Here is a 17,043-nt window from a genome sequence, read left to right on the forward strand (position 1 = left end):
TCGCATGACCGACTTCAACACACTTGCTCTCAAACCCGCCTTGCTCGCCAGCGTCGAAACGCTTGGCTATGGCGCGATGACACCGATCCAGGCACAAAGCCTTCCGGCCATGCTGGAAGGGCGTGACGTCATCGCCCAAGCACAAACCGGCAGCGGCAAGACCGCCGCCTTCGGCTTGAGCTTGCTGCAATCGCTGAGCGTGGAGACCATCCGCCTGCAGGCCTTGGTGCTGTGCCCCACACGCGAGCTGGCCGACCAGGTGAGCAAGGCTATTCGCAAGCTCGCCGCGAACATCCCCAACGTCAAGCTGCTGACCTTGTGCGGCGGCATGCCGTTAGGGCCGCAACTGGCCTCGCTGACGCATGATCCGCATATCGTGGTGGGCACGCCCGGACGCGTCCAGGAACACCTCAAGCGCGGCAGCCTGCACGGCGGCGGCATCAAGGTGCTGGTGCTGGACGAGGCGGACCGCATGCTGGATATGGGCTTCAGCGAAGCCATCGACGACATCGTCGGACGTATCGCCAAGCATCACCAGACACTGCTCTTCTCGGCCACCTATCCGGACGATATCCGCGAGGCGAGTCGCCGCATGCAGCGCAACCCCGTCGAAATCATCATCGAGGCGCCGGTTGATACAAAACCTGCGATCGAACAGCAATTCATCGACGTGGAGCCTGCCCGCAAGCTCGACGCGCTCGCCCAACTGCTTACCGGCGAACGTGGGCAGCACGCGCTGGTTTTCTGCAATATGCGACGCGATGTGGACGCCGTGGCGGAAGAGTTGGACCGCCGCGGCTTTTCCGCGCTGGCACTGCACGGCGACATGGAACAACGCGATCGCGATGAAGTGCTGGTGCAGTTCGCCAACCGCAGTTGCGCGGTACTGATAGCGACCGACGTCGCGGCGCGCGGACTCGACATCACTGCATTGCCGTTGGTGATCAGCTACGACGTCGCCCACGATCCCGATACGCACACCCATCGCATCGGCCGCACGGGCCGCGCCGGACAAACGGGCCTGGCGATAACGTTGTGCACGCCACGGGAAAAGCCCAAGGCCGAAAACATCGAACAGATACTCGGCAGACCGCTGCCGTGGCATCCCTTGAAGGTCTCATCGCCACGCGGCAAAACGCTGAACCTGGCACCGATGAAAACGCTGGTCATCGACGCCGGGCGCCAGGACAAGCTGCGTCCTGGCGACATCCTCGGTGCACTTACCGGCGACGCCGGACTCAAGGCGGACGACGTCGGCAAGATCGACGTTTTTGCTACGCGTGCCTACGTGGCGATTACCCGCTCGCTGGCGAACAAGGCCTTGGAACGCTTGCGAGCCGGGAAGATCAAAGGGCGCAATCTTCGAGTTCGGGCATTGCATTGATTGCGTGAGTAGATGCGTTGGAGGGATGAAACGTCGATCAGCAATGATCGTCTTAAGGAGGCTCTGATTTATTCCGCGCGGCCGGATGTCCGTGTAGGCTGGGATGAAATCCCAGCACCTGAAACCACAAGAAAGCTGGGATTTCATCCCAGCACGCGTTTGGATTGACCCTGATTGAATAAATCAGAGGCTCCCTAAATCACCGAGTCGTCATTCCGGCGAAGGCCGGAATGACGATTCGCTTCGAATTTGCATTGATGTGAACGGCGGATCTCGCTGGCATGGCAGGCGAAAAAACCTTGGGAAAACCCGTATTTCCCCATGTCGTCGCTAGCGTAAACTGAAATACATCGAATCCAGACCTCGGTATGCCATGAACGATCAGGCCACTTCGATATCGCACGCCGTTTCCGTTCGTGCTGTGAGCAAGACCTACAAGGGAGGCTTCCAGGCACTGAAGTCGATCGACCTCGATATCCGGCACGGCGAGATCTTTGCGCTGCTTGGCCCGAACGGCGCGGGCAAGACCACGCTGATCAGCATCATTTGCGGCATCGTCAAACCTAGCGGCGGCACCATAACGGCAGATGGCTACGACGTGTTGCGCGATTACCGGATCACGCGCGCGAAGATCGGCCTTGTGCCGCAAGAGCTGTCGACCGATGCGTTCGAAACGGTATGGGCAGCGGTCAGGTTCAGTCGAGGCTTGTATGGGCGGCCTCGAAATGACAAGCATATCGAAAAGGTGCTGCGCGATCTGTCGCTCTGGGACAAGAAAGACGCGAAGATCATGACCCTTTCGGGCGGCATGAAACGCCGCGTATTGATTGCCAAGGCACTGGCCCACGAGCCAAGCATTCTGTTTCTGGATGAGCCCACGGCAGGCGTGGACGTTGAGCTTCGACACGATATGTGGCGCATGGTGCGTGGACTGCGTGAAACCGGCGTTACCGTGATTCTGACCACGCACTATATCGACGAGGCGGAAGAAATGGCCGATCGCGTCGGCGTCATCACGCGTGGCGAATTGATCCTGGTGGAAGAGAAGCGGGCGCTGATGCGCAAGCTTGGGAAGAAGCAGCTGGTCATCAATCTCCAAACGCCCATGCAGGCGCTCCCTGAAGCGCTTAACGGGTATGCGCTGGAGCTTGCCGACGATGGCACGACACTGACTTACACGTTTGATGCCCAAAGCGACGATACGGGCATTACGGTGTTGTTGCGCAAGCTGGACGATCTAGGGCTTGGCTTCAAAGATCTACATACCTTGGAAAGTTCACTCGAAGACATCTTCGTCAGTCTGGTACGGGGTACGCCATGAACATTCCTGCGATCCACGCCATTTATCGCTTCGAGATGGCCCGTACGTTCCGCACGCTGACACAGAGCATTGTTTCGCCGGTGCTGTCGACGTCGCTGTACTTCATCGTGTTCGGCACGGCGATTGGTTCGCGCATGGGTCATATCGGTGGCACGAGTTATGGCGCCTTTATCATTCCCGGGCTGATCATGCTGTCGCTTCTCAACGAGAGCATCTCCAACGCCTCGTTCGGCATTTACCTGCCCAAATGGTCCGGCACCATCTACGAGCTGCTTTCCGCGCCGGTTTCACCGCTTGAGGCGGTACTGGGCTATGTCGGGGCTGCGTCTACCAAATCGGTCATGCTGGGTTTGCTTATTCTTCTTACCGCACGCTTCTTCGTGCCTTACAGCATTTTGCACCCGGTATGGATGCTAGCCTTTTTGCTGCTGACTGCCGTCACCTTTTGCTCGTTCGGTTTCATCATCGGGCTGTGGGCCGACGACTTCCAGAAACTCCAGGTGATACCGTTGATGATCGTCACGCCGCTGACGTTTCTCGGCGGAGCCTTTTATTCGATCGACATGCTGCCACCGTTCTGGCAGAAGCTCGCGCTGTTCAATCCCGTGGTGTATCTCATTAGCGGATTTCGATGGAGCTTCTATGGCCAATCCGACGTCAACGTCACATTGAGTGCGAGCATGACGATGGCGTTTCTTCTGCTATGCGCCGTGGTTATCGCGTGGATCTTCCGTACTGGCTACAAGCTGCGCTCATAGACGGTTGCTTGCGCATCACCGGTCATGACTTGGCTATACGCAGAGCCTACGTTTTGTCGGCAGGCAGACTTTGTCTACTTCAGTGACTTGGCCATGATGAACGTCTTTTGCTTGTGGAAATTCCTGGCTTCAATGGTCTCGTAGCCAAGCTTTTGGTAATACGCCTCATGCTCATGCGTGCAAAGGTGCAGTGTTTCGTAGCCTGCGACGGACGCAGCGTTTTCAACCTCCCGAATAAGCAGTGAAGCGATGCCGCGGGAGCGGTGCTCGGGCTCGACGTAGACACCGGCCAGCCAGGGTGTCCGCTCGATATCCGGGAAAAGACGCGTTTTTTCCTGCAAGGTTGCGGCACCAAGCAGCAAGCCCGACTCCATTGCAATAAATGTTTCGGGCATGGCGTTCGTTGGTGATGCGTAGATCTCCGCCAGATGCGCCGTGATCTCGGCAAGCGTCTCTTCTGGATTTATATAGCCCCACGTATCGAAATAGATTTTCGCCAATTGAGGCACGTGTTCGGTGTGTTGTCTTAGGGTGGACACGATCATGGGGAAGCGTTCCAGGGGGTCACTCGGGGCGGCTCGTCATTCCGGCGAAGGCCCATTGCTGTCCGGGGAAAATTCACAGCGCTCCAGACATGCATCTGCCACTCAACCGAAGCCTCTATGTTTGCCAGCCAATTTAACGCTAGCGATTCGTCGCCCCGGCGAACGCCGGGGCCCAGTGTCTTTGACGATCTGCAAGTCGCTGGGTCCCGGCTTTCGCCGGGACGACGACCCTTTTAGCCATGTCGCTAGAACAAGCAAAACTTTCCCCGGACAGCAGTGGGCGAAGGCCGGAATGACGACTCGCTTCGAAATGTAAAGGCGAACACTTCCAAACGGCCACACCAACGTGGCTGTTTTCTTTGCTACGGACTTGCAGCGCAACGATCACCTCTTGACATATTTAGATGATTAGCTAATTATCACATCATGAACAAAGTATTCAGAGCCCTTTCCGATCCCACCCGGCGGCAGGTGCTGCAGCTCCTGCGTAAAGGGCCGCTAAGCGCTGGCGAGCTCAGCGACCCGTTCGACGTCTCCAAGCCGACGATGTCGGCGCACTTCGCGGTGCTGAAGGAGGCCGACCTGGTGCACGCCGAGAAAGACGGCAAGTCCGTCATCTACCACCTGAAACTCTCAGTGCTCGAAGAGGCGCTGCTGGGCTTCATCCATTCATTCGACCTGGGCACGGAGACACCGAAGCCCAACGAGGAGACTGAACGATGAAAAAGGAACTGATCGGGGCACTCGCCTGGGCCTTCGTCATGCTCGTCCTGGCGCTCGGCATGAGCGTGGCGAACAAGCTGGGCTACATCGAACGCGACACGGTCTTGCGAGTGGCCGTCGGCGTTATCGGGCTCTGGCTGGCCTGGTATGGCAACCGGCTGCCCAAAACTTTCGTCCGTAGCGCCCAAGGGCGCCAGGCCCAGCGGGTCTCCGCTTGGTCCATGGTGCTGAGCGGCCTCGTCTACGCCGGACTGTGGGCGTTCGCCCCGATTCCGGTAGCGACATGGGGCGGAGTCAGCGCGGTCTTGTTAGGGATCGTGGTGACGCTCGGCTATTGCCTGTCGCTGCCGCCCAAATTGAAAGCTCACTAATTCCGGTGCTGCCGGCCGCTAACGTGGCTTGGCGGCTCCCACCGCCAAACCGCGCCTGTATCAGTGACCATGCATCATGTCCGCAGGCGTTCCGTCAGACCAATTAGGCGCCGGGACCAGGAACACAAGAATCGGCGGCAACCCTTTCACTTGGGTGGGTTCCTTCGGAGAGAAGAACCAATAGGGGCTGGACATAACCGGCGAGCCCTCCGCGCCAGAACCCCAATCGTTGGCGTCTTTGACCAGAGTGTCGAACATGAGATGAGGCATGTTGTGGCCCCCTTCGTCGGTCAGATACGACGACTTCGACATCATGTAATCCATGGCGCCGCTTTCGAGATCCGGCAATTGCTTGCTTGCGTACGCGGCTTTGAGTGCCGACAGCATCTCCGCCTTGGAGCGACCAGCCATCGCCATCTTCGCGCGTAGATAAAAGATCGGCACGATCGAACGCGCAGCCTGGGGGTTCAGACAGTCGGCAGCCCTTATTTTCGGGTTCCAGAATTCGGGCCAGTCGAACGGTCCCATCCAGCTTCTAGCCACCACGCAGACAAATCCGTTCTTGCCTTCGACCGCTGTCTCGTAGCCCTGGCGCTCCAGCACCAGGACTGTCGCATCACGGGATATGGATGCCGGCGCTGCACTGCGCGCCAGGGCGATCTCCGCTCCCCGATCTGCCATGAGGTATTGGTCGATCGGCGCCATCTTCGGATAGTTCGGCGTGGCATCCTGTGCCATCACCTGGTGCACCGTGCCGAGTCCAACCAGTAGTACGAAGCTTGTGATGACGATCGCGCCCATCGTGTTCTTGCGCATGATCTCTTCCTCACCATCGGTTATGTCACGCAGAAACGTGCCGTGCACCTGATCCTCTGCACAGCTGCTGCTGCACCGCTCAGTCTTCCGCGGGGGCGGGCACAAAGAAAATCTCTCGCACCTCGACCACGCCAGGCAGCGCCTTCGCGCCCTTGCGCACCCAGGCCATCACCTCGTCCAGATTCCCGGTTTCCAGTATCGAAAGACCACCCACGTACTCTTTCGCCTCCAGGTACGGCCCATCGGTAACGACTACCTCGCCATCGGGCTGCGAGCGCACTGTCACGGCCTTCGGACTCAAGCCGCAAGCAAACTTCCTGACACCGGCAGCGACCATTTCCCGGTTGAGCGCGTGGATGGCTTCGACAGTCGCCTCGGTGACGAGGGACGGGTCAAAGTTCTCAGGGAGGTAGGTAGAGATCAGATATTGCGGCATGGTCGTCTCCTGGAAGGGTCTTCAGCCGGGCTGGTTGCCGACCTTCACAGTAGCAACGAACGACGAGGCCGAATTTCGACACGTTGCCCAAAAAAATTTGGGCTCTGTTCGCATGGAGAGTGGATTGACTCACGTGGCGATAGCCAACATGCGCCAGGAAGCGGCTTTCTCTCTCGCTCTTTTGCATCCAGCTTATTGGGACTCGGCGCGAAAATGGGCGTGCGCTTGGTATGCCAGGCACCCATCACGGGAGATGAGTCGATGGTCAGAATCATAGATCGTGTAACACGCCTGTACATTTCCAATGGGCGCGGCACCATCCAGTCCCAGCAGAAGCGTATAAAGAGTGTCGCTCAGCACGAGTTCGATAACGTGACGCAACTTCCGCCGCTGACGTTCCGTCAGCGCCATGTCTGCGATACACCGTGTGACGTGGGAATCTTCGCGATCGAGAAGTTCGAGAATGATCTGCTTCTCCGCCTTCCACAGCGATACAAATTCCGTGGCATCCATAATGGGGATTGAATTCCCTGAACTTGAAGAGGAAAGCGCCGCCATACGTTGCATGCGACGCTTTCCGTATGGGTGCTGGTCGAATCGCCTTATTGGTGACGCAGCGCGTTTACGATCACACCATTCTTGTTGAGCAAGAGAAGGATTTGCTCCGAACCATTCTTGTGTTGAACGTTATAGCTATCCCAGCCGAAGTCCGTGACGCCGGCAAACTTATAGGATTGAACCGGTCCGAGGGTGGCGAGATATTTCTTCATCGAGGCCTGTTGGTCGGCACGAATCTGCGCAAGCTCCGGGCTCATTCCCACGCCGCTGTCTGAATCACTCAACATCAAGCGGATGGCCTTGTCACTACCGGGAAAGGGCTTCTGATCCTTGATCCTGGCTGCCAGTGCTTCACGAATTTGATCCGCGGTGACCTGATTTACACGAGAAGCTGTGATAACCGCCCTCCCATTGAGATGCACGATCAAGGTCATGGCGTGATTTTCCGCGCCGCTGACGAACTCGATCGTGGCGCCGAGACCCGGCACCAGGAACTCCGTATTACTGATGGGGGAAACATCAATGGGTCCCTGTACCGCAGCCTGGCCCATGGGCAAAACGGTCAGCCCGTTCCCTTTGCGCGTCACCGTGATCAAGGAAAGATCACTGACTTGATAGAAGCCTTCGTATTCTTCAAGAAGGCTCGGGCTTATCGTAACGGCGCTTTTCGTGCTTGGCGCATGGACGGCAGGTGGTGTTACTTGAGCCGCAAATGCCGCCATGCCAACAGAAACGCTGATCAGGGCCAACGCCGACGCACGTGCCCATTTTTGAGGCTTCGACAACATGATCTTGATCCTCCGCTCAAGAAACGACCTGGATTCCGACATCGCCGTTACCGCACCGACGTAACCGGACTGGTTTTGCCCTACCTGAATCAATGTTTCGCAATACTCCCCGACATCTCCACCGCCGCGCAGAACGCGGGCGTCGCAATCCACTTCGATGGCGCATCGAAGACGATGGAACTGCCACCAGAGCAAAGGGCTCCATGGCATGGCCACCAGGAGCATCAGCGCGATGGCAACAAGCAACGGATCACGCGCCTTCAAGTGCGACTGCTCATGGGCGATGACGTATTGCTGCTGTCCCTGCGACTCCTGCAGCAACCAGGCAGGCACGACGATGCGCGAACGAATCAATCCAACGACGGCAGGCCCCACGCTGTCGGAAACAAGCACCGGCACACCGCACAAATACCCTCGGTTCCAGTTGCGTTTACGCCTATAAAACAAAGCGGTGCTCAAACCCAGAAAGAGCACGAGGGTGATCGAACTGGCTAGCCAGAGATCGCGCAATATCGCATTGATTTGTGTAGACGACGTGTACGACTTTGCGCCACCCCAATCGATAACCGTCGACGCCAACGGGATTGATGTCGTGTCGCGTAGGGCAAATGGTGCAGTAGATGCCGCTGGCCGGAGGAACCCAGGCAGTTGTATGGAGACCGTTGCAATAACGATTGGCAGAAGTAACGACGCCACGATGGCAGTCATCCAAGCCCAGCGGGTAGGTGTCCGACGATACTTGGCCGCCTGTTCGGCTATCAGGGCTGCCATGCTAAGCGGAATCGCGACGAGAACGGCATAGATCATCCAGGCAAGCATCACGGCTTCTCCTTGTCGGATCGTTCGGACAGCAACTTACGCATGCGGCTGATCTGCTCCGAACTCAGCTTCTGATCAGAAACCAAATGCGAGAACAGCAATTCCGTCGAACCTTTGAACAGCTTGTTCGTCAGGTGCTGTAGTGCATTCTTGCGCGCGGCCTGCTGTTTGACGCTGGCGAAGTAGCGGTGCCCACGCCCTTCCTCATCGTGACTGACGTACCCCTTGGCTTCCAGCGTACGCAGCACGGTAAGCACCGTGGTATAGGCAAGCTTGTCGCTCAAGCGCTCGCGAACATCCGTCACCAAGGAGGGGCCATGTTCCCACAGCACCTGCATGACGTCCGCCTCACGGTCGGTGAGAGAGATATTCATGACATGATTCCCGCATGGCAATCTACTAAAGACGTAGTAGATACTAACCAGCCCAACGGGATTGTCAACTATATCTATAGTACATGTGCGGCGGTTCAGGAATGAGCGGCAAGAAACCTTAGGAGCATCGACTGGCCAGCTGGTCATCAAGCGCCCGCTTCGGGTCGAAAGTGGATGCTTTTAAAGACTTGGCCATGATGAACGTTTTTCCCCTCACCTCACCGGGCGCGCCTAAACCACCCGAGAACGCGTTGCACCCACGCGTTTGCCTCGCCCGGGTTCCACACGAAAGTCGCTACGCTTTCCGGTGGCATCGTGTAGTCAAAACGCGTCTGATCCTGCGCGATGGAGACGGAGCGCGCTTCCACGTTGCTGTTCACCATCACCAGCACGATCGATCCATCGGATGCATTCTGGAATGCCACATTGGCGAGGCCCTTGTCGTCGGTCTTCGTGGATTCGACCCGGACGGCGCCGGGCAAGACGAATCGACTGAAGTGTGCAAACGCGTAGTATTCGTCGTTGCGAGTCACCGCGCCCGTGTGCGAGTCGATCGTGACCACACCCTTGCACGCCGCACAACCGCCGAAATGCGGACCGTGTTGCTCGTCGAGCACCAGGTTCCAATAGATGACACCACGCGCCCACTGCCTGGTTCCGGTCACCAACAGCTCGCGCGTAAACCAGAGCAGCTCACCGTTTGCGGCGGATGCCCAATCGCCCCCGGAACACTCGGTGATGTAGGTGTCTTTTTGCGGGTACGCGCGATGGACGCGACCTTGCGCATACTGGCTGCCTTCATAGCAATGCCAGGCAACGCCATCGACATAGCGCGCGGCATCCGGGTTTGCCAACAAGGCCAGGGGTTGCTCGGGCTGGTTCCAGTTGTGATCCCATTCGAGAATCTGTGTTTTTTGCGTGCGGCTTGCCAGCTTCGGGCCGAGATACTGCGCGATGATGCGCGCCCGCGTGTCCTCCGGTACTTCCATGCCGGGATAGGTAACGGGTACGAAGCCTGGCTCGTTCTGCAAGGTCACGGCGAAGATCGGGATGCCATAACCGAGATACGCGTCGAGATACTTGACGAGATAGTCCGCATACGCACTTTCATACTGCGGCAGCAACTCCCCGCCAATAAGGTTTTCGCTGGTTTTCATCCACGCTGGTGCGCTCCATGGCGATGCGACGATGTGCAGCCCCGGATCGATGGACAGAACCTCGCGCACCATCGGTATCACATCGTGCACCGTGGGCGTGACGTTGAAATGCTGTAGCTGCGGATCGACCTGGCCGAAGGGAACATCATCCAGGGTATACGGCTTCAACGAGAAGTCCGAAGCGCCAATGGTCAGGCGCATCATGTTCAAACCGAGATTGGGCGGCGGCCCGTACAGCTCATGCAGCAAGGCCCTGCGCTGCAAAAAGTTAAGCTTGTTCTTCAGCAGCCACGCCGAAGAATCCGTCATGGCCGCGCCAAAACCGACCATGGTTTGAAATCGCTTCTGCAGGTCGATGACCACGTCGGCCGGCGACGAACCGCGAGCACTCATGGCAATGTCGGGCTGCTGCTGCAACGTCAATCGACGATTTGCCGTGCTCAGCCACAGCTGGACGGTGGGCAAGGTCGACCGTGTCGAAGGGGCCGCTTTAGGTTTGGCCGCGGGATACGTGAAGCGCGGCGCATAAAGAGCGGCCAGCGCGAGCAGGATGAGTAAAGCGATGAAGACGATGGCTGTGCGAGGGGAATCCGACCTGCGCTCATTCATGGGACGCAAGTCACCCGTGGCTCACGTGGCGGTTCACTTGGATCATGCAGCTTCCTGGCTTCCTCGGAAAAAGGGGCGACGTGCTTTTTCTACATGGGAAACACGCTATGGGCCAGCCCTGTTTCCGCGGACGGTTTCACTAATCTCCGCACTCATTCTCTCGAATGTTTCGGGTGAGCGATACCGGCATGTCCGTTGCCGCTAGCACGCCGCCCCATCTGAACGGTGTACGACGGGCGTGGCGTCGCTGGATGCAACGGGGCCCGACGCGCATCGACAGTCAGCAGGGATAGAGCCTGGCTATGCTAAATCAGCGGTGCAACCGAAGCGGGAAAGGTCTGCGGGTCGCGGACTGACGGGTCCACCTGAGGGTGTAAGCATGCGAACAGATCGCTGGGTCGTCGCGTTTGCCATCACAATCCTTTGTGTTTTCCTTCAGGCGTGCTCCACGCTCCCGCCCAGTACGCAGAAAGCACAGACGCACCACCTACCGGCCGCTGCCGATACGGCATCGGCGCGGTACACCCATGCGGAGGTGAACAAGCACCCGCACCAATCCGGCTTTCGATTGCTGACACTGAGCACGAACGCACTACTCAGTCGCGTGGCACTGGCCGATCATGCCGCGCACTCGATCGATGTGCAGTACTACATCTTCGCCAACGACATGACCGGGCATCTGATGATGCAGCATCTCCTTGCCGCTGCCGACCGCGGCGTGCGTGTCCGGATGCTTATCGACGATGACAATTTCGATGACAAGGATCATCTGTTCGAGGCACTGAACTCGCATCCGAACATCGAAATTCGACTGTTCAATCCCTTCCGCACGCGCAACCCCACCCTGCTGTCCCGTGCCGTCCAGTTCATGATGGAGTGGCGACGCCTCAATCGGCGCATGCATAACAAAGCGTTCATCGTCGACAACAACGTGGCCATCATCGGCGGACGCAACATTGGCGATCCTTACTTCGATGCGGGCAGCGACACGCACTTCCGCGACCTCGACGTGGTGGCCATCGGTCCCGTCGTACAACAGGCTTCCGATGCGTTCGATGCCTACTGGAACTGCGATGCCGCTTATCCACTCGACCAGCTCAAAAAAACGGATGAATCCGGCCAACGCCTCGCTGCCGCACGGTTGATCCTCCAGAAAGACGTGCGGAAATTCGCGCAATCCGACTATGCGCAGGCTGCGCTGGACGAGCTGCCCGACGGACCGACCGCCGACAAGCGCGGGGCATGGTTTTGGGGCAATGCCGAATTCGTGGCCGATCAGCCGGAGAAAATCGAGACCGACGGCGACGTGCCGGCATTGCGCATCGGCCCACGGCTCAAGACCATGCTGGACGGCGCCCAGCACGAGATACTTGCGACGACGCCTTACTTCATCCCTGGCGATGCCGGCACCAAGCACCTGGTATCGCGAGCTCAGGGTGGCGTATCCATCAAGATACTGACGAACTCACTTGCGTCGACAGACGAAACAGCGGCCCATGCCGGCTACGTGCACTATCGCAAGGCGCTGGTCGAAGGCGGCGTGCAACTCTACGAACTCAAACCAACGTCGGGCCAGAGCCAGCCAACCACATCCGCTGGCAAATCGTCGGGGATCAGCCTTCACGCCAAGACCATTGTCGTGGACGACCGTGAGGTCTTCATAGGCTCTCTCAACATGGATCAGCGCTCCAAGCTGCTCAATACCGAAATGGGCGTCATCGTGGATTCGCCTAGATTGGCCCAGGCCATCAGCGACTTCTTCCACACCGCGACGCAACCTTCCAATGCGTACCAAGTCATGATCGACCCGACCACCCACCAGCTCGTCTGGCGGGCCGAGGACCATGGCAAGCCGGTCACTTTTCAGAGCGAACCCGGCGCAACCACCAAGCGACGCACGGAAGTGACGCTGCTGCGCCAGCTTCCCATCGATGGTTTGCTTTAGCTACCGCGCGGACAGTGCCCGGTCGACCTGGCGAGCACGCATGAAATAGTTCGTCCGCATGACCAGCAAGCCATCTTTTCCGGAATAGACCGCCGTCTCGATGATGCTACGGCCATCCGGCATGACGGCATAGATTCGCGTCGAAACGAGTACGCCATTTTTCTGCAGCGCCATGATCAGGACGTTGGGAGCAGGCAGCTTGAACGACGCGGTATCCGCTTCGGGACTGTTCTTGACGGCAGATGGCGTTCCATCGAGTGCAGCGGTACCCGCGGAATGAACCTCCTGGCCGGGTGCATAAACAATGTTGCGTCAAAAACATCGAACTGGCTTCTGCAAGCATTTGAGTGGAGGTCGATACGTCGATCCACAGTCACATCAATGCGTTTTCGAAGCGATTCGTCATTCCGGCGAAAGCCCACTGCTGTCCGGGGAAGTTTCGTAGTACCTCACCGTCATTCCGGCGAAGGCCGAGGCGCTTTACAACAGCGAAGCTGGTCAATCCATCTATATCAGTGCGGGGTACCAGTCGATCCAATGAGGATTCTCCTCTTCGATCAGCCGGACTTTCCAGTCTTGTTTCCAGCCCTTGATCATTTTTTCTCGAAGAATGCCGGACTCCATTGTTTCATGAAGTTCAAACCAGACCAGCCGATGCACGCTATATCGGTTTGTAAAGCCGTCTGTGACGTCGTTTTTGTGCTGCCATATGCGTCGGATCAGGTTGCCGGTAACGCCAACGTACAGCGTGCCTCTTCGGCGACTGGCGAGTATGTAGGTGCAAGGTAATCGCCGGTCCACGGCCAGACTCTACATGGATTGACCAGCTTCGCTGTTGTAAAGCGCCTCGGCCTTCGCCGGAATGACGATAAGGCAAGATTGAAGACTATGGTGAGAACAAGGTTCTCGCCGCATTCCTTTGCAAAAACTGCCTATAGAAGGACAGTTTTCTGAGTTCGGCAAAATCTTCCCCGGACAGTAGTGGGCGAAACGCAGAATGGCGAATAAGGGTCACGGGCATTGCTGCCTACATTCCTTGAACAGCCTCAACCCAGCCTGTTATGCGTGACTGAGCACAGCAGCAGCAATCACCAGGGTCGACCCGACGCCAACCAAGAAGGACAGCGTTCGAACAACAGGGATGCCGGCGGCGTAGACGAGGTAGTGGACAAGCCGCGTACCCAAATAGATCTTGGACGCCAGGATGGTCGCCGGAGTGCTCGCGTCGAGCATGGCCAGGATGATCACCAGTGGTGCGAACACAGCAAGGTTTTCCACCGCATTGGCGTGGGCCCGCTGTGCCCGTTCGGCCCAGGCCGGGTCGGGTGGATACATTGGATCGGCAGGATTGGCCAAGGTCTGCCAGGCCCCGCGCGTGAACATTCTCGCCGTTATATAAGGGATCCACATCAAGACCGTCGCAGTGGCGACGAGTGCCAGGAAATAGAGTTCCGGAGTGAGTTTCATGCGTCGGGGCCTCTTGTCGCTGGCGACGATTACGCTTGCGGAATCAATCGGCCCAGTGGGATCAGCGGACCGACCGGCTTCAGGTCGTACGCCATCAGGCCGGCAGTCACCAGCGGCAATGTATTTATCGTCGCCTTGGCCTGGTCGATCGACTCGACGTTCATGAGAAAGATCGGACCCGACTTCTCGACAAACCAGAACTGCTCGACCTTGCCATCGAGATAAAGCTGGAGCGTGTGTGGCACTTCGTCCGACATGTACGGCTTGAGTACGTCGGGAGTAAGGGCAACTTGCGGAACGGCGATAGCCATGACTTTCATGATTGATTCCTCGCTGGATGGGTGTTGCGCTGTGCAACGAGGAACAATCTAGTCGCCGGCCCGCCAACGCGGTATCGTCGTAAATGACAACTTTAGGGTCATTTACGCCATGCGCATTGCACTGCTCGCTCTGGATGGATTGTTCGACACGGGGTTAACCGTGGTGCTCGATGCGTTCGGGATCGCAAACCGGTTTGCGGCCCAGCTCATGGGCCAGACGCCGCCTTTCAACGTGTCGATCGTCGGCGTGCGCAAGAAGGTGCGGTCCGGCCATGGGCTACCCATACCCGTGCAAGCCATAACGCCGAACTTGAGGCCGGATTGGGTGCTCGTTCCGGCGTTGAATGCCTCGACACCCGATCTGCTGATTCCGGCCCTGGCGCGAAAGGACGTCGCCGACGCCAGAGCGCACTTGCTGGCATGGCATGCGCAAGGCGCGCACATTGCGGCATCCTGCATCGGATCGTTTCTGCTGGCGGAAACCGGACTTCTCGATCATCAGGAAGCGACAACCACCTGGTGGCTTGCGCCACTGTTCCGGCAGCGCTATCCAAACGTCTCGCTGGACGAATCGCGCATGCTCGTGCCATCCGGCCGAATGGTGACCGCAGGCGCCGCCATGGGCCATCTCGATCTTGCGCTTTGGTTGATACGCAAAGGCAGCCCTGAGCTCGCATCGATGGTCTCGCGCTACCTGCTTGCCGATATCCGTTCTTCGCAGGCGCCTTACATCATCCCCAATCATCTGGCGCAGGCGGACCCGCTTATTTTGCGTTTCGAACGATGGGCGCGTGAGCACCTCAAGCAAGGTTTTTCGCTGCAGGAAGCCGCCAACGCACTGGCAACCAGCGCACGCACCTTGCAGCGTCGCTGCCAGGCCGTGCTCGGCAAGTCGCCGCTCGATTACTTTCAAGACTTGCGCGTGGAACGCGCGCGATCGCTGGTCCAAGGTAGCGGCCTCGATCTCGAAGCCATTGCCACCGAAGTCGGTTACGCCGACGGTGCAACATTGCGAACACTGCTGCGCCAGCGCCTGGGCCGGGGCGTGCGCGAACTTCGCGCCGATTTGCGCTGACGGTCCGCATGTCTTTGGTAACCGAAACAACTGTCGCGCGAATGTACTTAGTGAACGAGGCTTTCACTGCAGCGACGTAAGCACCATGCGCATAACCGATTTCGTAAGCAAGTTCGGCATTTCACCGCTTCCCGTTCCGCACGCATGGTACGCATTACCTTTGCGTCTCATCGTAGGCTATGGATTCATGGAGCATGGCTACGCGAAGCTTGCACGCGGGCCAGAGGCTTTCATCGGCATCCTGCATGCCATGGGGATGCCGCTTGCTGATCTATTTGGATGGGCAACCATCATCATCGAAGTGCTTGGCGGCTTGATGATCCTGCTGGGAGCGTTGGTGCCCATTGCCTCGCTGCCGATGATCGCCGTTCTATTGGTCGCAACCTTCACCGTCCATCTACCCTATGGATTCAGTTCCATCAAATTGATGTCTTTCGATGCGTCGGGTGCCCACTTCGGGCAACCCGGTTACGAAACCGACATGCTGTATTTGGCAGCGTTGCTGGCGTTGTGCTTTGGCGGAGCCGGTCCACTGTCGCTGGATGGGTGGCTCAGTGCGCGGCGAAGGCAAGCGTAGCGGTGTGTTTGGCTTGAATGGCCTCGAAATGAAAATGCGCTCGGCCACCTTCGTCATTCCGGCGAAAGCCGGACGGAGCGCGACCAGTCAACGAAACTTCCGCGGGACAAACCTTTTTTGCTTTTCACGAACATAGTTTTCAATCCGGACAACGGCTGCAGCGACCTTTTCCCTCAATGGATTGGGCTCTCCGCCGTTGCCGGATTGCCCGTTGGCGGGAAGATCAAAAACCACACGCTCATACTGTGCCTCTGGCTGCGCGTGGCCATACGGGGCGGGTGTCCCGAGCAGGCGCACGTACATGCCCATGGCTGTTTCCAGTTCATGCACGCAACCTAACAAGGCCTCGGTCAGATCGGCAATTTCTTGACCCCATAGCGCTTCCGCCTCACTTCGTATCGACCGCAATTGCACTGCGGATTTACGCACCGGCTCAAACCGTTTCTCAAACATGTGCAGATGAGCATTTCGACTTTCTGCAACGGTCGCCGTACCCGATGCATAACCGGCAGGGAACTCGCTTTCCAAAACTTCCCATCGACGCGCATCGTTGAACCCATCCCTGGTGTTGAAAGTCGCAATCAGGAGGCGGCGTCCCACGTCCAGATCAGTCCTGGCCCACTCAATCGCGCGCCACTTCGAAAACACGCGTGCACCTGCGTAAATGGCAAGCACTATTCCCGCCGCAATAACCAGGTCTCTTACGACAGACATCGTCCCAGGCCAATCGATTGCACACGATATTCCAGGCAAGTTTGTGGCGATCATTGGCAACCTCCCCCGGTGCACCCGAGAACTTAGAGGCAGGAAACGCTGAAGCGGGGTGCTCAGCGGCCGGCATGCTGGCGGCTTGGCAGACACGTGCATCTGCTGCCGTGTGCTGCAAGTCTAGGCTCCGTCGCGTTACCCCACCATTTACATGGATGAGCAACCCCAGCCCACGCTCCTTCGCTGTCGCCACGATAACAATATATAAACAACCAGCTGGACTGCTTAGGTC

Annotated in this window: 20 protein-coding genes; 8 read left to right on the top strand and 12 right to left on the bottom strand. The window is 58.0% G+C overall.

Annotation, left to right across the window (positions count from 1 at the left end):
* Nucleotides 1–4 precede the first annotated feature (4 nt).
* The 3 genes from dbpA to IEX75_RS08880 all read left to right on the top strand — a co-directional run bounded on the left by dbpA (nucleotide 5) and on the right by IEX75_RS08880 (nucleotide 3,463).
* Nucleotides 5–1,384, top strand: a complete 1,380-nt coding sequence (gene dbpA, locus IEX75_RS08870) for an ATP-dependent RNA helicase DbpA (RefSeq protein ID WP_188793850.1) — start codon at nucleotides 5–7, stop codon at nucleotides 1,382–1,384.
* A gap of 373 nt (nucleotides 1,385–1,757) precedes the next feature.
* Complete coding sequence (locus tag IEX75_RS08875) at nucleotides 1,758–2,705, top strand: ABC transporter ATP-binding protein (RefSeq protein WP_188793851.1); 948 nt, start codon at nucleotides 1,758–1,760, stop codon at nucleotides 2,703–2,705.
* Nucleotides 2,702–3,463 (top strand): ABC transporter permease, encoded by a 762-nt coding sequence (locus IEX75_RS08880; protein ID WP_188793852.1) that lies wholly within the window; start codon nucleotides 2,702–2,704, stop codon nucleotides 3,461–3,463. Before IEX75_RS08875 ends, IEX75_RS08880 begins: the two co-directional genes overlap by 4 nt.
* Before the next feature lie 74 nt (nucleotides 3,464–3,537).
* On the opposite strand, the gene IEX75_RS08885 is transcribed toward IEX75_RS08880, so the two are convergent.
* Nucleotides 3,538–4,008, bottom strand: coding sequence for a GNAT family N-acetyltransferase (locus IEX75_RS08885; protein ID WP_188793853.1), 471 nt, complete (start codon nucleotides 4,006–4,008; stop codon nucleotides 3,538–3,540).
* Between the two features lie 426 nt (nucleotides 4,009–4,434).
* On the opposite strand from IEX75_RS08885, the gene IEX75_RS08890 reads away from it, so the two are divergent.
* Nucleotides 4,435–4,731, top strand: a complete 297-nt coding sequence (locus IEX75_RS08890; protein WP_188793854.1) for an autorepressor SdpR family transcription factor — start codon at nucleotides 4,435–4,437, stop codon at nucleotides 4,729–4,731.
* Entirely contained in the window at nucleotides 4,728–5,102 is a 375-nt protein-coding gene (locus IEX75_RS08895) for an ammonium transporter (protein ID WP_188793855.1), read from the top strand. Before IEX75_RS08890 ends, IEX75_RS08895 begins: the two co-directional genes overlap by 4 nt.
* Before the next feature lie 60 nt (nucleotides 5,103–5,162).
* Here the strand turns inward: IEX75_RS08895 and IEX75_RS08900 are convergent, their stop codons facing one another.
* The 6 genes from IEX75_RS08900 to IEX75_RS08925 form a co-directional block, all read right to left on the bottom strand.
* Nucleotides 5,163–5,918 (bottom strand): hypothetical protein, encoded by a 756-nt coding sequence (locus IEX75_RS08900; protein ID WP_229720705.1) that lies wholly within the window; start codon nucleotides 5,916–5,918, stop codon nucleotides 5,163–5,165.
* Between the two features lie 79 nt (nucleotides 5,919–5,997).
* Nucleotides 5,998–6,354, bottom strand: coding sequence for a YciI family protein (locus tag IEX75_RS08905; RefSeq protein WP_188793856.1), 357 nt, complete (start codon nucleotides 6,352–6,354; stop codon nucleotides 5,998–6,000).
* A gap of 192 nt (nucleotides 6,355–6,546) precedes the next feature.
* On the bottom strand, nucleotides 6,547–6,921 hold the full coding sequence (locus IEX75_RS08910) for a hypothetical protein (protein WP_188793857.1): 375 nt from the start codon (nucleotides 6,919–6,921) through the stop codon (nucleotides 6,547–6,549).
* Nucleotides 6,922–6,956: 35 nt separating this feature from the next.
* Nucleotides 6,957–8,519 carry a M56 family metallopeptidase gene (locus IEX75_RS08915; RefSeq protein WP_188794393.1) on the bottom strand — a complete coding sequence of 521 codons (1,563 nt, stop codon included), beginning with the start codon at nucleotides 8,517–8,519 and terminating at the stop codon, nucleotides 6,957–6,959.
* Nucleotides 8,519–8,893, bottom strand: coding sequence for a BlaI/MecI/CopY family transcriptional regulator (locus IEX75_RS08920; RefSeq protein WP_188793858.1), 375 nt, complete (start codon nucleotides 8,891–8,893; stop codon nucleotides 8,519–8,521). Before IEX75_RS08920 ends, IEX75_RS08915 begins: the two co-directional genes overlap by 1 nt.
* 218 nt (nucleotides 8,894–9,111) lie before the next feature.
* A complete protein-coding gene (locus IEX75_RS08925) occupies nucleotides 9,112–10,659 on the bottom strand; it encodes a glycoside hydrolase family 30 protein (protein WP_188793859.1) in 1,548 nt (515 codons plus the stop codon).
* Between the two features lie 535 nt (nucleotides 10,660–11,194).
* On the opposite strand from IEX75_RS08925, the gene IEX75_RS08930 reads away from it, so the two are divergent.
* The gene (locus IEX75_RS08930) at nucleotides 11,195–12,604 is read left to right on the top strand and encodes a phospholipase D family protein (protein WP_229720706.1); all 1,410 of its coding nucleotides are present in this window, start codon (nucleotides 11,195–11,197) and stop codon (nucleotides 12,602–12,604) included.
* Here IEX75_RS08930 and IEX75_RS08935 read toward each other — a convergent pair whose 3' ends face one another.
* From IEX75_RS08935 to IEX75_RS08950, 4 genes are all read right to left on the bottom strand, one after another.
* Nucleotides 12,605–12,778: a hypothetical protein gene (locus tag IEX75_RS08935; RefSeq protein ID WP_188793861.1), complete on the bottom strand. Its 174-nt coding sequence runs from the start codon at nucleotides 12,776–12,778 to the stop codon at nucleotides 12,605–12,607. It abuts the gene before it with no gap.
* Nucleotides 12,779–13,111: 333 nt separating this feature from the next.
* Complete coding sequence (locus IEX75_RS08940; protein WP_188793862.1) at nucleotides 13,112–13,405, bottom strand: GIY-YIG nuclease family protein; 294 nt, start codon at nucleotides 13,403–13,405, stop codon at nucleotides 13,112–13,114.
* A 258-nt stretch (nucleotides 13,406–13,663) separates the two neighbouring features.
* Entirely contained in the window at nucleotides 13,664–14,071 is a 408-nt protein-coding gene (locus IEX75_RS08945; RefSeq protein ID WP_188793863.1) for an MAPEG family protein, read from the bottom strand.
* A 29-nt stretch (nucleotides 14,072–14,100) separates the two neighbouring features.
* On the bottom strand, nucleotides 14,101–14,391 hold the full coding sequence (locus tag IEX75_RS08950) for a hypothetical protein (protein ID WP_188793864.1): 291 nt from the start codon (nucleotides 14,389–14,391) through the stop codon (nucleotides 14,101–14,103).
* Between the two features lie 109 nt (nucleotides 14,392–14,500).
* On the opposite strand from IEX75_RS08950, the gene IEX75_RS08955 reads away from it, so the two are divergent.
* Together IEX75_RS08955 and IEX75_RS08960 are read left to right on the top strand one after the other, a co-directional pair.
* On the top strand, nucleotides 14,501–15,466 hold the full coding sequence (locus tag IEX75_RS08955; RefSeq protein ID WP_188793865.1) for a GlxA family transcriptional regulator: 966 nt from the start codon (nucleotides 14,501–14,503) through the stop codon (nucleotides 15,464–15,466).
* A gap of 85 nt (nucleotides 15,467–15,551) precedes the next feature.
* On the top strand, nucleotides 15,552–16,043 hold the full coding sequence (locus IEX75_RS08960) for a DoxX family protein (protein ID WP_188793866.1): 492 nt from the start codon (nucleotides 15,552–15,554) through the stop codon (nucleotides 16,041–16,043).
* An 87-nt stretch (nucleotides 16,044–16,130) separates the two neighbouring features.
* On the opposite strand, the gene IEX75_RS08965 is transcribed toward IEX75_RS08960, so the two are convergent.
* Entirely contained in the window at nucleotides 16,131–16,811 is a 681-nt protein-coding gene (locus IEX75_RS08965) for a hypothetical protein (protein ID WP_188793867.1), read from the bottom strand.
* Between the last annotated feature and the right edge of the window lie 232 nt (nucleotides 16,812–17,043).

The sequence above is a fragment of the Dyella nitratireducens genome (assembly GCF_014642835.1).
In the GTDB taxonomy this organism is placed as follows: domain Bacteria; phylum Pseudomonadota; class Gammaproteobacteria; order Xanthomonadales; family Rhodanobacteraceae; genus Dyella_B; species Dyella_B nitratireducens.

Excerpts from the sequence above, each read along its gene's own strand:
- dbpA (WP_188793850.1), top strand. The coding sequence starts at position 5 with ATGACCGACTTCAACACACTTGCTCTCAAACCCGCCTTGCTCGCCAGC.
- IEX75_RS08875 (WP_188793851.1), top strand. The coding sequence starts at position 1,758 with ATGAACGATCAGGCCACTTCGATATCGCACGCCGTTTCCGTTCGTGCT.
- IEX75_RS08880 (WP_188793852.1), top strand. The coding sequence starts at position 2,702 with ATGAACATTCCTGCGATCCACGCCATTTATCGCTTCGAGATGGCCCGT.
- IEX75_RS08885 (WP_188793853.1), bottom strand. The coding sequence starts at position 4,008 with ATGATCGTGTCCACCCTAAGACAACACACCGAACACGTGCCTCAATTG.
- IEX75_RS08890 (WP_188793854.1), top strand. The coding sequence starts at position 4,435 with ATGAACAAAGTATTCAGAGCCCTTTCCGATCCCACCCGGCGGCAGGTG.
- IEX75_RS08895 (WP_188793855.1), top strand. The coding sequence starts at position 4,728 with ATGAAAAAGGAACTGATCGGGGCACTCGCCTGGGCCTTCGTCATGCTC.
- IEX75_RS08900 (WP_229720705.1), bottom strand. The coding sequence starts at position 5,918 with ATGCGCAAGAACACGATGGGCGCGATCGTCATCACAAGCTTCGTACTA.
- IEX75_RS08905 (WP_188793856.1), bottom strand. The coding sequence starts at position 6,354 with ATGCCGCAATATCTGATCTCTACCTACCTCCCTGAGAACTTTGACCCG.
- IEX75_RS08910 (WP_188793857.1), bottom strand. The coding sequence starts at position 6,921 with ATGCAACGTATGGCGGCGCTTTCCTCTTCAAGTTCAGGGAATTCAATC.
- IEX75_RS08915 (WP_188794393.1), bottom strand. The coding sequence starts at position 8,519 with ATGCTTGCCTGGATGATCTATGCCGTTCTCGTCGCGATTCCGCTTAGC.
- IEX75_RS08920 (WP_188793858.1), bottom strand. The coding sequence starts at position 8,893 with ATGAATATCTCTCTCACCGACCGTGAGGCGGACGTCATGCAGGTGCTG.
- IEX75_RS08925 (WP_188793859.1), bottom strand. The coding sequence starts at position 10,659 with ATGAATGAGCGCAGGTCGGATTCCCCTCGCACAGCCATCGTCTTCATC.
- IEX75_RS08935 (WP_188793861.1), bottom strand. The coding sequence starts at position 12,778 with ATGGCGCTGCAGAAAAATGGCGTACTCGTTTCGACGCGAATCTATGCC.
- IEX75_RS08945 (WP_188793863.1), bottom strand. The coding sequence starts at position 14,071 with ATGAAACTCACTCCGGAACTCTATTTCCTGGCACTCGTCGCCACTGCG.
- IEX75_RS08950 (WP_188793864.1), bottom strand. The coding sequence starts at position 14,391 with ATGAAAGTCATGGCTATCGCCGTTCCGCAAGTTGCCCTTACTCCCGAC.
- IEX75_RS08955 (WP_188793865.1), top strand. The coding sequence starts at position 14,501 with ATGCGCATTGCACTGCTCGCTCTGGATGGATTGTTCGACACGGGGTTA.
- IEX75_RS08960 (WP_188793866.1), top strand. The coding sequence starts at position 15,552 with ATGCGCATAACCGATTTCGTAAGCAAGTTCGGCATTTCACCGCTTCCC.
- IEX75_RS08965 (WP_188793867.1), bottom strand. The coding sequence starts at position 16,811 with ATGATCGCCACAAACTTGCCTGGAATATCGTGTGCAATCGATTGGCCT.